Below are 13264 nucleotides of genomic sequence, written 5' to 3'. Positions count from 1 at the left end.
AATGCCGAACCTGCCTCGTTTTTGGGGCGGCATGGCGATGAAAGGCTTGTGGCACGCGCATTTTTCGCACGTGCCGAATCGCAAGCCGGCGCAACCAAGGGTGCCGGCCGCGCGGAACGAAGGTCCTTCGGGGCGCGTTCGCGCGGCGGTACGGCAGCCGGCTTAAGACCCAACCCTCGTGGAGAATTTACATGGCAGTTACGATGCGCCAAATGCTGGAAGCGGGTGTCCACTTCGGTCACCAGACGCGCTTCTGGAACCCGAAGATGGCTCCGTTCATTTTCGGTCACCGCAACAAGATTCACATCATCAACCTCGAAAAGACGCTGCCGATGTTCACGGACGCACAGAAGTACGTGCGCCAGCTGGCAGCGAACCGCGGCACGATCCTGTTCGTCGGCACGAAGCGCCAGTCGCGTGACACGATCGCCCAGGAAGCACAGCGCGCGGGCATGCCGTTCGTCAACGCACGCTGGCTCGGCGGCATGATGACCAACTTCAAGACGCTGAAGGTATCGATCAAGCGCCTGAAGGACATGGAAGCGGCAGTCGAGGCAGGCGAGCTCGAGAAGATGAGCAAGAAGGAAGCGCTGCTGTTCGAACGCGAAATCGCCAAGCTGCAGAAGTCGATCGGCGGCGTGAAGGACATGGGCGGCATTCCGGACGCAATCTTCGTCGTCGACGTCGGCTACCACAAGATCGCCGTCACGGAAGCGAACAAGCTGGGCGTGCCGGTCATCGCCGTGGTCGACACGAACCACTCGCCGGAAGGTGTGGATTACGTGATCCCGGGCAACGACGACTCGAGCAAGGCAGTCGCGCTGTACGCTGAAGGCGTGGCCGACGCGATCCTCGAAGGCCGTGCGAACGCGGTCAACGAAGTGGTCCAGGCAGCGCGCGGCGACGACGAGTACGTCGAGGAAAACGCGTAACTGGCCCCGAGCCGGCGCAAAAAGGGGGCTCTCAACAGGCCCCCTTTTTTTAAGCTTGTGCGCCGGACCTGATCGCGCTGAATCGGCGCGGGTCCGGAAACGATTTTCGGCCGTTCGCGTCCAAGCGGGCGGCGTGGTGAATACAGACTCAAGGAGCGAATGATGGCGGCAATTACCGCAAGCATGGTGGCAGAACTGCGCGCAAAGACCGACGCACCGATGATGGAGTGCAAGAAGGCGCTGACGGAAGCCGACGGCGACCTGGCCAAGGCTGAAGAGCTGCTGCGCGTCAAGCTCGGCAACAAGGCGAGCAAGGCGGCATCGCGCGTGACGGCCGAAGGCGTCGTCGCATCGTTCGTCGGCGGCAATGCAGGCGCGCTGGTCGAACTGAACTGCGAAACCGACTTCGTCGCGAAGAACGACGACTTCCTCGCATTCTCGAAGACGGTTGCAGAACTCGTCGCGACGCAGAACCCGGCCGACGTGGCCGCGCTGTCGGCGCTGCCGCTCGAAGGCTCGACGGTCGACGCAGTGCGTCTGGCACTGATCGGCAAGATCGGCGAGAACGTCTCGATCCGCCGTTTCGTGCGCTTCGAAACCGCGAACAAGATCGCGACGTACCTGCACGGCGCACGTATCGGCGTGATCGTCGAGTACACGGGTGCGGACGAGCAGGTCGGCAAGGACGTCGCGATGCACATCGCCGCGATGAAGCCGGTCGCGCTGTCGTCGGCCGACGTGCCGGCAGAGCTGATCGACACGGAACGCCGCGTGGCCGAGCAGAAGGCTGCGGAATCGGGCAAGCCGGCTGAAATCGTCGCGAAGATGGTCGACGGCAGCGTCCAGAAGTACCTGAAGGAAGTGTCGCTGCTGAACCAGACGTTCGTGAAGAACGACAAGCAGACGATCGAGCAGATGCTGAAGGCGGCGAATTCCACGGTGCAGAAGTTCGCGCTGTTCGTCGTCGGCGAAGGCATCGAGAAGCGCCAGGACGACTTCGCCGCCGAAGTGGCCGCGCAAGTCGCAGCAGCAAAGCAGCAGTAAGCAGTCAGGCAGTATCCGCGGCGGGCGTCCGCTCCGCCGCGGCCGGCGGCGCCGCCGGCCGGCCGGGAACCCCGGTCCGACCGTCGGCGCTTGCCCGAATCAGTATTTCGCCCCTACAGTTCGTGGTTGTCATCCTCTCGTCGCTCGGAAGCCCCTATGTCCAATGCCTATAAACGCGTCCTCCTCAAACTCTCCGGCGAAGCGCTGATGGGCGACGATGCCTTCGGCATCAATCGCGCGACGATCGAACGGATGGTGGCGGACATTGCCGAAGTCGTGGGTCTCGGTACGCAGCTTGCGGTCGTGATCGGCGGCGGTAACATTTTCCGCGGTGTCGCGGGCGGTGCGGCCGGCATGGACCGCGCGACGGCCGACTACATGGGGATGCTGGCGACGATGATGAACGCGCTGGCGCTGCAGGACGCGATGCGCCACGCCGGTATCGTCGCGCGCGTGCAGTCCGCGCTGCGCATGGACCAGGTCGTGGAGCCGTACATCCGGCCCCGCGCGATCCGCCAGCTCGAGGAAGGCAAGGTCGTGATCTTCGCGGCCGGCACGGGCAACCCGTTCTTCACGACGGACACGGCCGCCGCGCTGCGCGGTTCGGAAGTGGGCGCCGAGGTCGTGCTGAAGGCGACCAAGGTCGATGGCGTATATTCTGCCGATCCGAAGAAGGATCCGTCGGCCACGCGCTACGCGACGATCAGCTTCGACGAGGCGATCAGCCGGAATCTGCAGGTGATGGACGCGACGGCCTTCGCGCTGTGCCGCGACCAGAAGCTGCCGATTCGCGTGTTTTCGATCAACAAGCCGGGCGCGCTCAAGCGTATCGTGCTGGGCGAGGACGAAGGTACGCTCGTCCACGTGTAAACTCCCGCGGATGCGGGCAAGCGGCGTGGGTCGCCGGCCGTGGTGCGTCGCGCGCCGGGCGGGGCCCGCGTTCTTTGAAGGTTGAAGGTTTGGAGGTTGAAATGAGTGTCGCTGATGTCAAGAAGGGCGTAGAGCAGAAGATGCAGCGCTCGATCGAAGCGTTCAAGAACGATCTGGCGAAGATCCGCACGGGCCGTGCGCATACCGGTCTGCTCGATCACGTGCAGGTCGACTACTACGGTTCGATGGTGCCGATCTCGCAGGTTGCGAACCTGACGCTCGTCGACGCACGCACGATCGGCGTGCAGCCGTGGGAAAAGAACATGGTCGCGAAGGTCGAGAAGGCCATCCGCGAAGCCGATCTCGGCCTGAACCCGGCGACGGCCGGCGACCTGATCCGCGTGCCGATGCCGGCGCTGACGGAAGAGCGCCGCCGCGAGCTGACCAAGGTGGTCAAGAGCGAAGGCGAAACGGCGAAGGTCGCGATCCGCAACCTGCGCCGCGACGCGAACGAAGCGCTCAAGAAGCTCGTGAAGGACAAGGAAATCTCGGAAGACGACGAGCGCCGTGCGAGCGACGACGTGCAGAAGCTGACGGACAAGCACGTTGCCGAAGTCGACAAGCTCGTGCAGAGCAAGGAAGCCGAGATCATGACGGTCTGACGACCGTCCTCGCGCGCCGCCTTCTTTCCGCATTACTGTCTCAACGGCCATGACCTATACAAGCTCTACTGTTCGCGTGCCTGACGTCGGCGCCGTGCCGCGTCATATCGCGATCATCATGGACGGCAACGGCCGTTGGGCGACCGAACGCCGCCTGCCGCGCGTCGCGGGGCACACCCGCGGCGTGGATGCCGTGCGGGCGGTGGTCGAAGGCTGCGCGCGCGCCGGCGTCGAATACCTGACGCTGTTCGCGTTCAGTTCGGAAAACTGGCGCCGGCCGAACGACGAAGTGTCGTTCCTGATGCGGCTGTTCATCACCGCGCTCGAGCGCGAGATCGGCAAGCTGCATGCGAACGGGATCCGCCTGCGGGTGGTCGGCGATCTCGAACGCTTCGAGCCGCGCATCCGTGAACTGATCCGTCGCGCCGAGACCAAGACGGCGCGCAACACCCGCCTGACCCTGACGATCGCCGCGAACTACGGCGGCCGCTGGGACATCCTGCAAGCGACGAAGAAGCTCGTCGAGCAGGCCGTGCGCGAGGGCCGCGAGGTCGACGTGACCGAAGACGCGTTCGCGCCGCACCTGGCGATGGCCTATGCGCCGGAGCCCGATCTCTTCATCCGTACCGGCGGCGAGCAGCGCGTCAGCAATTTCCTGCTGTGGCAGCTCGCATACGCGGAATTCTATTTCACCGACAAATACTGGCCGGACTTCGACGGCGCGGCGCTTGCCGACGCGATCGCGTCGTATACCGAGCGCGAGCGCCGTTTCGGGCGCACCAGCGCGCAGCTCGAACCGCAATCGCAGAACGCCGATTCCCTTTCATGCTGAAGACCCGTGTGATCACGGCGGTCGTGATGCTGGCAGTGTTGCTGCCGGTGACGCTGTTCGCGCCGCTCACCGCGTTCGGCGCGCTGATCGGCGTCGTGCTCGTGTTCGCCGCGTGGGAATGGGCGCGCCTGCTGAAGCTCGGCGCGACCGGCGCCATCGTCTATGCGATCGTCGCCGCGGCCGCGCTCGCGGCGACCGCGCCGCTCGGCGTCGGTGCGGCTTCGTCCCGTCCCCTTTTCATGGCGGCCGGCGTGTTCTGGCTGCTGGTCGGCCCGTTCTCGCTGCGGCGCAAGCCGGAACTCGCGGGCGGCGTGTGGCGGGCGTTCCTGCTCGCGGCCGGGCTCGTCGTGTTCGCGGCCTGCTGGCATGCGCTCGTCGCGGCGCGTGCCGAGGGCGTTCCGTTCGTGTTGTCGCTGCTTCTGGTCGTCTGGCTGGCCGATATCGGCGCATACTTCGCGGGCAAGGCCTTCGGAAAGCGTAAACTGGCCATCACGATCAGTCCCGGGAAGAGCTGGGAAGGTGCGATCGGCGGCTGGTTCGCCGTGATGGTCGTCGCGGGTGTCGCAATGGCGGCGCACTGGTTCGAGCCGACCCTGTTTTCCGCATTCGCCACCCGCTACGGGATGCCCGGTGCGTGGGCCGCGCTGACGCTGCTGGTCGCCTATAGCGTGATCGGCGACCTGTTCGAGTCGTTGCTCAAGCGTCAGGCGGGCGTGAAGGATTCCAGCGGCCTGCTGCCCGGGCACGGCGGCGTGCTCGACCGTGTCGACGCACTGCTGCCCGTGCTGCCGCTCGCAATGCTGCTGCTTGGTTAAACCACTATTTCTGTTATGCAAAAACGTCTGACACTGCTCGGTTCCACGGGCTCGATCGGAGACAGCACGCTCGACGTGGTCGCCCGCCATCCCGAGCGTTTCTCGGTCTATGCGTTGACCGCGCACCGCAACGGCGACAAGCTCGTCGAGCAGTGCCTGCGCTTCGCGCCCGAAGTCGCGGTGGTCGGCGATGCGAACACGGCGGCGCACGTCGAGGCAAAGCTGCGCGCGGCGGGCAGCAAGACCATCGTGCTGTACGGGCCGCAAGCGCTCGTCGACGTGTCGAAGAGCGACGGCTGCGACACCGTCGTCGCGGCGATCGTCGGCGCGGCCGGCCTGGCGCCGAGCCTCGCGGCCGCGCGCGCCGGCAAGCGCATCCTGTTGGCGAACAAGGAATCGCTCGTGATGTCGGGCGCGATCTTCATGGACGCCGTGCGCGACCATGGCGCGATCCTGCTGCCGGTCGACAGCGAACACAACGCGATCTTCCAGTGCATGCCGCGCGACGAGAACGAGCACGGCGGGATCTCGAAGATCATCCTGACCGCGTCGGGCGGCCCGTTCCGCACGCGCGAGCCGGCCACGCTCGCCGACGTGACGCCGGACGAAGCCTGCAAGCACCCGAACTGGGTGATGGGCCGCAAGATCTCGGTCGATTCCGCGACGATGATGAACAAGGGCCTCGAGGTGATCGAGGCGCACTGGATCTTCGGTTTGGCCGGCGACCGGATCGACGTGCTGATTCACCCGCAGAGCGTGATCCATTCGCTCGTGTCGTACCGCGACGGCTCGGTGCTCGCCCAGCTCGGCAACCCCGACATGCGCACGCCGATCGCGCACGCGCTGGCGTTCCCGGAGCGCGTCGACGCGGGCGTCGACCAGCTCGACCTCGCGCAGATCGTGCAGCTGTCGTTCGAAAAACCCGATTACACGCGCTTCCCGTGCCTCGCGCTCGCGCTGAAGGCGCTTGAAGAGGGCGGTATCGCGAGCGCCGCGTTGAACGCGGCGAACGAAATCGCGGTCGAAGCGTTTCTCGAGCGCCGGATCGGCTTCATGGCGATCGCGGCCACCGTCGACGCGGTGCTCAACGCGCTGCCGAACCGCAGCCCGAACGGGCTCGACGACGTCCTTGCGGCGGATGCCGAGGCACGCCGCCTCGCCGCCGAGATCATTGCGAAAGCGCCTGCGCCCCGCGTGGAGCGTACTGTCTGAATGAGGTGCTCATGAACGTGCTGGTCGAACTGATCGCGTTTGCGGTGGCGATCGGGGTGCTGGTCGTCGTGCATGAGTACGGACATTATCGCGTCGCGCGCTGGTGCGGCGTGAAGGTGCTGCGTTTCTCGATCGGTTTCGGCCAGCCCGTCGCGCGCTGGGTCAGCCGCCGGACGGGCACCGAATGGACGCTCTCCGCACTGCCGCTCGGCGGCTACGTGAAGATGCTCGACGAGCGCGAGCCGGGGGCGGACATCAAGCCCGAGGAGCTCGCCCAGGCGTTCAACCGGCAATCGGTGTTCAAGCGCATCGCGATCGTCGCCGCCGGCCCGATCGCGAACTTCCTGTTGGCAATCGTCCTGTTTTCCGTCGTATTCGCCACCGGGGTGACCGAGCCGGCCGCGGTGCTCGCGCCGCCGGCCGCCGGCACGGTGGCAGCTCGCGCGGGCTTCGACGGCAACGAGACGATCGTCTCGATCCGTGACGTGCACGCAGGCGACGCGCAGGGCAGCGAGGCCGTGCCGGTGCGTTCGTGGTCGGATCTGCGCTGGAAGCTGCTGGCCGCCGCGTTCGATCATCGCGAGGTCGTGCTCGGTGCGCGCGACGGCGGCGCGTCGACGTTCGACTTCCGCGTCGACCTGCGCAACGTTCCCGAAAGCGCGCTCGACGACGATTTCATGACGCACCTGGGCTTCGAGACCGGCGGCGGCACGTTGTCGGTAGCATCGGTGCAGCCCGGCAGCGCGGCCGAGCGCGCGGGCCTGAAGGCCGGCGACAAGCTGCTCGCGCTCGACGGCAAGCCCATCGGCGGCGCCTCGCGCTTCATCGACGCGGTGAAGCACCACGCAGGGCAGCCGGTCGACTTGCGCGTGGAGCGCGGCGGTGCCACGCAGACGGTGTCGATCGTGCCGCAGGCGCAGCGCGACGACGAGACGGGCCAGCAGGTCGGCCGCATCGGCGCGGCGCTGTCGATGCACACGCCGTCGGTCGACGTGCGCTACGGTCCGATCGAGAGCCTGCGGCTCGGTGCGCACCGCACGTGGGACATCGCCGTCTATTCGCTGAAGATGTTCGGGCGCATGATCACGGGCAACGCGTCGCTGAAGAACCTGTCCGGTCCGGTGACGATTGCGGACTACGCGGGCAAGAGCGCGCGGCTCGGTCCGTCGGCCTTCCTGTCGTTCCTCGCCCTTGTCAGCATTAGCCTCGGGGTGTTGAACTTGCTGCCGATTCCCGTTTTGGACGGGGGGCATCTGTTATATTATCTGGTTGAAGCCGCGACCGGGAAAGCCGTTTCGGAGCGCTGGCAGCTGATTCTGCAAAGAGCCGGGTTGATCTGCATCGTCGCATTGTCGGCGATCGCGCTGTTCAACGACCTGGCTCGGTTAATCCATTTCTGAAGCGTCAGGCGGCGGCCAGTCGGCCGCCGCCTGATTTGATGCAGCTAAATATTGGGGATGCACGTTGTTCAAACCTCATCGCTTTGTACCTAAGACAGTTGCAGCGGCCGCGCTCGCCGCGCACGGCCTCGCGGCGCATGCAGCGGCACCGTTCGTGGTGCAAGACATCAAGATCGAGGGGTTGCAGCGCGTCGAAGCGGGTTCGGTGTTTGCCTACCTGCCGATCAAGCAGGGCGATACCTTCACCGACGACAAGGCATCCGAAGCAATTCGCGCGCTGTACGCGACGGGCTTCTTCAACGACGTGCGCATCGCGACCCAGGGCAACGTCGTGATCGTGCAGGTGCAGGAGCGTCCGGCCATCGCGTCGATCGACTTCACCGGCACGAAGGAATTCGACAAGGACAACCTGACGAAGGCGCTGCGCGCGGTGGGTCTGGCCGACGGCCGCTACTACGACAAGGCGCTCGTCGACAAGGCGGAGCAGGAGCTCAAGCGTCAGTACCTGACGCGCGGCTTCTACGCGGCCGAGGTCAAGACGACGATCACGCCGGTCGACGCGAACCGCGTGTCGATCCTGTTCGCGGTCGCCGAAGGCCCGAGCGCGAAGATCCGCCAGATCAACTTCATCGGCAACAAGGCGTTCAGCACCAGCAAGCTGCGCGACGAGATGCAGCTGTCCACGCCGAACTGGTTCTCCTGGTACACGAAGAACGACCTGTACTCGAAGGAAAAGCTCACGGGCGACCTCGAGGCCGTGCGCTCGTACTACCTGAACCGAGGCTACCTCGAGTTCAACATCGAGTCGACCCAGGTGTCGATCTCGCCCGACAAGAAGGACATGTACCTGACGGTCACGCTGCACGAAGGCGAGCCGTACACGGTGTCGGGCATCAAGCTGTCGGGCAACCTGCTCGATCGCGAAGCCGAATTGACCAAGCTGATCAAGATCAAGCCGGGCGATCGCTTCTCGGCCGAAAAGCTGCAGCAAACGACGAAGTCGATCGTCGACAAGCTCGGCGAATACGGCTACGCATTCGCGACCGTCAACGCGCAGCCGGACATCGACCAGGCGAACCACAAGGTGAACCTGAACCTCGTCGTCGATCCGAGCCGTCGTGTGTATGTGCGCCGTATCAACGTGGTCGGCAACACGCGTACGCGCGACGAAGTCGTGCGCCGCGAAATGCGCCAGCTCGAAAGCTCGTGGTTCGATTCGAACCGCCTCGCGCTGTCGAAGGATCGCGTGAACCGTCTCGGCTACTTCACCAACGTCGACGTGACGACGGTGCCGGTCGAAGGCACGAACGACCAGGTCGACGTGACCGTGAAGGTCGATGAAAAGCCGACCGGCGCGATCACGCTGGGCGCGGGCTTCTCGTCGACGGACAAGGTGGTGCTGTCGGCCGGCGTGTCGCAGGACAACGTGTTCGGCTCGGGCACGAGCCTGTCGGTGAACGTCAACACCGCGAAGAGCTACCGCACGCTGACCGTCACGCAGGTCGACCCGTACTTCACGGTCGACGGCATCAAGCGGATCACGGACGTCTACTACCGCACGTACCAGCCGCTCTACTATTCGACGAGCTCGAGCTTCCGGATCATCAGCGCGGGCGGCAACCTGAAGTTCGGCATTCCGTTCTCGGAAGTCGACACCGTCTACTTCGGCGCGGGCTTCGAGCAGAACCGTCTCGATGTCGACTCGAACACGCCGCAGAGCTACCAGGATTACGTGAACCAGTTCGGCCGCGTGTCGAACACGGTGCCGCTGACCGTCGCGTGGTCGCGCGACGCGCGTGACAGCGCGCTGATCCCGAGCCGCGGCTACTTCACGCAAGCGAACGTCGAGTACGGCGTGCCGGTCGGCAAGATCCAGTACTACAAGGCCGACCTGCAGGCGCAGTACTACTATTCGTTCTCGCGCGGCTTCATCCTGGGCATGAACCTGCAAGGCGGCTACGGTAACGGTATCGGCAACCCGTACCCGATCTTCAAGAACTACTACGCGGGCGGTATCGGCTCGGTGCGTGGCTACGAGCCGAGCTCGCTGGGCCCGCGCGACACGAAGACGAACGACCCGATCGGCGGTTCGAAGATGCTGGTCGGCAACATCGAGCTGACGTTCCCGCTGCCGGGCACCGGCTACGACCGCACGCTGCGCGTGTTCACGTTCCTCGACGGCGGTAACGTGTGGGGTAACGCGCCGGGCGGCACGAGTACCGGCGCGAACGGCCTGCGTTACGGCTACGGCGTGGGTCTCGCGTGGATCTCGCCGATCGGCCCGCTGAAGCTGAGCCTCGGCTTCCCGCTGCAGAAGCATGAAGGCGACCAGTACCAGAAATTCCAGTTCCAGATCGGGACGGCGTTCTGATCGAACGCATACAACAGCAACGAGAGGGTAATTTTGCTAACCGGTAAGTTTTCGAAACGAGTGATGTGTGCGCTGACCGTTGCGCTGGCCTTGGGCGCGGCGACGGCGCATGCTCAGGACGTCGCCCGCATCGCGGCGGTCAATTCGGATCGGATCCTGCGCGAGTCGGCGCCCGCCAAGGTGGCGCAGACGAAGCTCGAAGCCGAGTTCGCGAAGCGCGACAAGGAACTGCAGGACCTCGCGGCGCGCCTGAAGTCGATGTCCGACTCGCTGGACAAGAACGGTGCGTCGCTGTCGGCGGCCGATCGTGCGCAGAAGCAGCGCGATCTCGCGCAGCTCGACACCGACTTCCAGCGCAAGCAGCGCGAGTTTCGCGAGGACCTGAACCAGCGCCGCAACGAGGAGCTCGCGGCGGTGCTGGAGCGCGCGAACAAGGTCATCAAGCAGATCGCCGAGCAGCAGAATTACGACCTGATCGTGCAGGAAGCCGTATACGTCAGTCCGCGCATCGACATCACCGACAAGGTGCTCAAGGCGCTCGCGTCCGGCTCGACGAACTGAACGGAGCAGACGACGAATGGCATTGACGCTCGAGGAACTCGTAAAGCGGTTCGGCGGCGAGATCGCCGGCGACGCCCAGTGCAAGGTGAGCGGCCTCGCGCCGCTCGACCAGGCAGGCCCTCAGCAACTCGCGTTTCTCGCGAATCCGAAGTACCTGTCGCAGGTCGAGACGACCCGCGCCGGCGCGGTGCTGATCGCGCCGAAGGATCTCGAAAAGCTGCGCGCGGCTACTGGCGGCCAGGCGGCCGGCCCCCTCAATTTCATCGTGACGCCGAATCCGTACGCGTATTTCGCGCGCGTCGCGCAGATGTTCATCGATCTCGCCACGCCGCCGCGCGCGCCGGGCGTGCATCCGAGCGCGACGATCGATCCGGCCGCACAGGTTGCCGCGAGCGCGGTGATCGGCCCGCACGTGACGGTCGAGGCCGGCGCGGTGATCGAGGACGGCGTGCAGCTCGACGCGAACGTGTTCATCGGCCGCGGCACGACGATCGGCGCGGGTTCGCACCTGTATCCGAATGCATCGGTGTACCACGGCTGCAAGATCGGCCCGCGCGCGATCATCCATGCGGGTGCCGTGATCGGATCCGACGGGTTCGGCTTCGCGCCGGATTTCGTCGGCGACGGCGATGCGCGCACCGGCAGCTGGGTCAAGATCCCGCAGGTCGGCGGTGTGACCATCGGCCCGGATGTCGAGATCGGCGCGAATACGACGATCGATCGCGGCGCGATGGCGGACACCGTCATCGACGAATGCGTGAAGATCGACAATCAGGTCCAGATCGGCCACAACTGCCGGATCGGCGCCTATACGGTGATCGCGGGCAGCGCCGGCATCGCCGGCAGCACGACGATCGGCCGCCACTGCATGATCGGCGGCGCGGCGGGCATTGCCGGCCACGTGACGCTCGGCGACTATGTCATCATCACCGCGAAGTCGGGCGTGTCGAAGTCGCTGCCGAAGGCCGGCATCTACACGAGCGCATTCCCGGCCGTCGACCACGGCGAATGGAACCGGAGCGCCGCGCTCGTGCGCAACCTCGACAAGCTGCGCGAGCGCATCAAGGCGCTCGAAACCGCACTGGCCGCCCAGGGCGGCACGGACGCCTGACCGACGCCATGCGAGACCAGCAACCGGGCACGGCCAGCGCTACCGGCCCGGTTTGTCAGACTGGGCCGCGCGGCGGCCCGCTTCAGCCTTTGCATCACCACCGCGCAGCCTCTGCGTGAGACGAACCATCATGAGCACTGAAAAAATCAATCTCGACATCCACAAGATCCTCACGCTGCTGCCGCATCGCTACCCGATTCTGCTCGTCGACCGCGTGCTCGAACTCGAGCCGCACAAAGGGATCAAAGCGCTGAAGAACGTGTCGATCAACGAGCCGTTCTTCCAGGGACACTTCCCGAAGCGGCCGGTGATGCCGGGTGTGCTGATCCTCGAGGCGCTCGCGCAGGCAGCCGCGCTGCTGACGTTCGCGGAAGAGCAGCCGAAGGATCCGGAAAACACGCTGTACTACTTCGTCGGCATCGACGGCGCGCGCTTCAAGCGCGTGGTCGAACCGGGCGACCAGCTGATTCTGAACGTGACGTTCGTGCGTTACATCCGCGGCATCTGGAAGTTCAAGGCGGTGGCGGAAGTGGACGGCAAGGTGGCGGCGGAGGCCGAACTGATGTGCACGGTCAAGACGGCCGACGCGGCGCCCTGAGCGACGCGGCACGCATGGATATCGTAACGCGAGCAACGCGACACATCATATCGAGAGGCAACGGCGCATGACCAGGATTCATCCCACCGCGATTGTCGAACCGGGCGCGCAGATCGACGAGTCCGTCGAGATCGGGCCGTATGCGATCGTCGGGCCGCACGTCACGATCGGCGCGCGTACGACGATCGGCTCGCACAGCGTGATCGAAGGTCACACGACGCTCGGCGAGGACAACCGCATCGGCCATTACGCGTCGGTCGGCGGCCGTCCGCAGGACATGAAGTACAAGGCCGAGCCGACGAAGCTCGTGATCGGTAACCGCAACACGATCCGCGAATTCACGACGATCCACACCGGCACCGTGCAGGACGTCGGCGTGACGACGCTCGGCGACGACAACTGGATCATGGCCTATGTGCACATCGGTCATGACTGCCGCGTCGGCAACAACGTGATCCTGTCGAGCAACGCGCAGATGGCCGGTCACGTCGAGATCGGCGACTACGCGATCATCGGCGGCATGTCGGGCGTGCACCAGTTCGTGCGCATCGGCGCGCATTCGATGCTGGGCGGCGCGTCGGCGCTCGTGCAGGACGTGCCGCCGTTCGTGATCGCGGCCGGCAACAAGGCCGAGCCGCACGGCATCAACGTCGAAGGGCTGCGCCGGCGCGGTTTCTCTCCCGACGCGATCTCGGCGCTGCGCAGCGCGTACCGCCTGCTGTACAAGAACGGCCTGTCGCTCGAGGAAGCGAAGGTGCAGTTGCGCGAGCTGGCGGTCGCGGGCGGCGAAGGCGATGCAGCGGTCACCGCGTTCGTCGAGTTCATCGACGCGTCCCAACGCGGCATCATCCGCTAA

Annotated in this window: 13 protein-coding genes; all 13 read left to right on the top strand. The window is 65.4% G+C overall.

Features of this window, described 5'->3' with window-relative positions; translation table 11 throughout:
• Nucleotides 1-191 precede the first annotated feature (191 nt).
• The gene (gene rpsB, locus BAMB_RS10325; protein WP_006752149.1) at nt 192-932 is read left to right on the top strand and encodes a 30S ribosomal protein S2; all 741 of its coding nucleotides are present in this window, start codon (nt 192-194) and stop codon (nt 930-932) included.
• Between the two features lie 162 nt (nt 933-1094).
• Nucleotides 1095-1976 carry a translation elongation factor Ts gene (tsf, locus tag BAMB_RS10320; RefSeq protein ID WP_006752150.1) on the top strand — a complete coding sequence of 294 codons (882 nt, stop codon included), beginning with the start codon at nt 1095-1097 and terminating at the stop codon, nt 1974-1976.
• Nucleotides 1977-2132: 156 nt separating this feature from the next.
• Entirely contained in the window at nt 2133-2846 is a 714-nt protein-coding gene (gene pyrH / locus BAMB_RS10315) for a UMP kinase (protein WP_006752151.1), read from the top strand.
• 101 nt (nt 2847-2947) lie between these two features.
• On the top strand, nt 2948-3508 hold the full coding sequence (frr, locus tag BAMB_RS10310) for a ribosome recycling factor (protein ID WP_006752152.1): 561 nt from the start codon (nt 2948-2950) through the stop codon (nt 3506-3508).
• Nucleotides 3509-3557: 49 nt separating this feature from the next.
• Complete coding sequence (uppS, locus tag BAMB_RS10305; protein WP_006758563.1) at nt 3558-4340, top strand: polyprenyl diphosphate synthase; 783 nt, start codon at nt 3558-3560, stop codon at nt 4338-4340.
• Nucleotides 4334-5155, top strand: coding sequence for a phosphatidate cytidylyltransferase (locus BAMB_RS10300; protein ID WP_011657284.1), 822 nt, complete (start codon nt 4334-4336; stop codon nt 5153-5155). The genes uppS and BAMB_RS10300 overlap by 7 nt, the downstream gene beginning before the upstream one ends.
• Before the next feature lie 15 nt (nt 5156-5170).
• Nucleotides 5171-6367 carry a 1-deoxy-D-xylulose-5-phosphate reductoisomerase gene (locus BAMB_RS10295; RefSeq protein WP_011657283.1) on the top strand — a complete coding sequence of 399 codons (1197 nt, stop codon included), beginning with the start codon at nt 5171-5173 and terminating at the stop codon, nt 6365-6367.
• 11 nt (nt 6368-6378) lie between these two features.
• Nucleotides 6379-7767, top strand: a complete 1389-nt coding sequence (rseP, locus tag BAMB_RS10290; RefSeq protein WP_011657282.1) for an RIP metalloprotease RseP — start codon at nt 6379-6381, stop codon at nt 7765-7767.
• A 64-nt stretch (nt 7768-7831) separates the two neighbouring features.
• Nucleotides 7832-10138, top strand: coding sequence for an outer membrane protein assembly factor BamA (gene bamA, locus BAMB_RS10285; RefSeq protein ID WP_011657281.1), 2307 nt, complete (start codon nt 7832-7834; stop codon nt 10136-10138).
• 63 nt (nt 10139-10201) lie between these two features.
• Nucleotides 10202-10699, top strand: coding sequence for an OmpH/Skp family outer membrane protein (locus BAMB_RS10280; protein ID WP_041489826.1), 498 nt, complete (start codon nt 10202-10204; stop codon nt 10697-10699).
• A 16-nt stretch (nt 10700-10715) separates the two neighbouring features.
• Nucleotides 10716-11810: a UDP-3-O-(3-hydroxymyristoyl)glucosamine N-acyltransferase gene (gene lpxD / locus BAMB_RS10275; protein WP_011657280.1), complete on the top strand. Its 1095-nt coding sequence runs from the start codon at nt 10716-10718 to the stop codon at nt 11808-11810.
• Between the two features lie 130 nt (nt 11811-11940).
• Nucleotides 11941-12408, top strand: coding sequence for a 3-hydroxyacyl-ACP dehydratase FabZ (gene fabZ, locus BAMB_RS10270; RefSeq protein WP_041491210.1), 468 nt, complete (start codon nt 11941-11943; stop codon nt 12406-12408).
• Between the two features lie 67 nt (nt 12409-12475).
• Nucleotides 12476-13264, top strand: coding sequence for an acyl-ACP--UDP-N-acetylglucosamine O-acyltransferase (lpxA, locus tag BAMB_RS10265; RefSeq protein ID WP_011657278.1), 789 nt, complete (start codon nt 12476-12478; stop codon nt 13262-13264).

The sequence above is a fragment of the Burkholderia ambifaria AMMD genome (assembly GCF_000203915.1).
Classification (GTDB): Bacteria; Pseudomonadota; Gammaproteobacteria; order Burkholderiales; family Burkholderiaceae; genus Burkholderia; species Burkholderia ambifaria.
The sequence above is the reverse complement of the archived record's forward strand: the minus strand, read 5'-3'. Positions and strand labels throughout refer to the sequence as shown.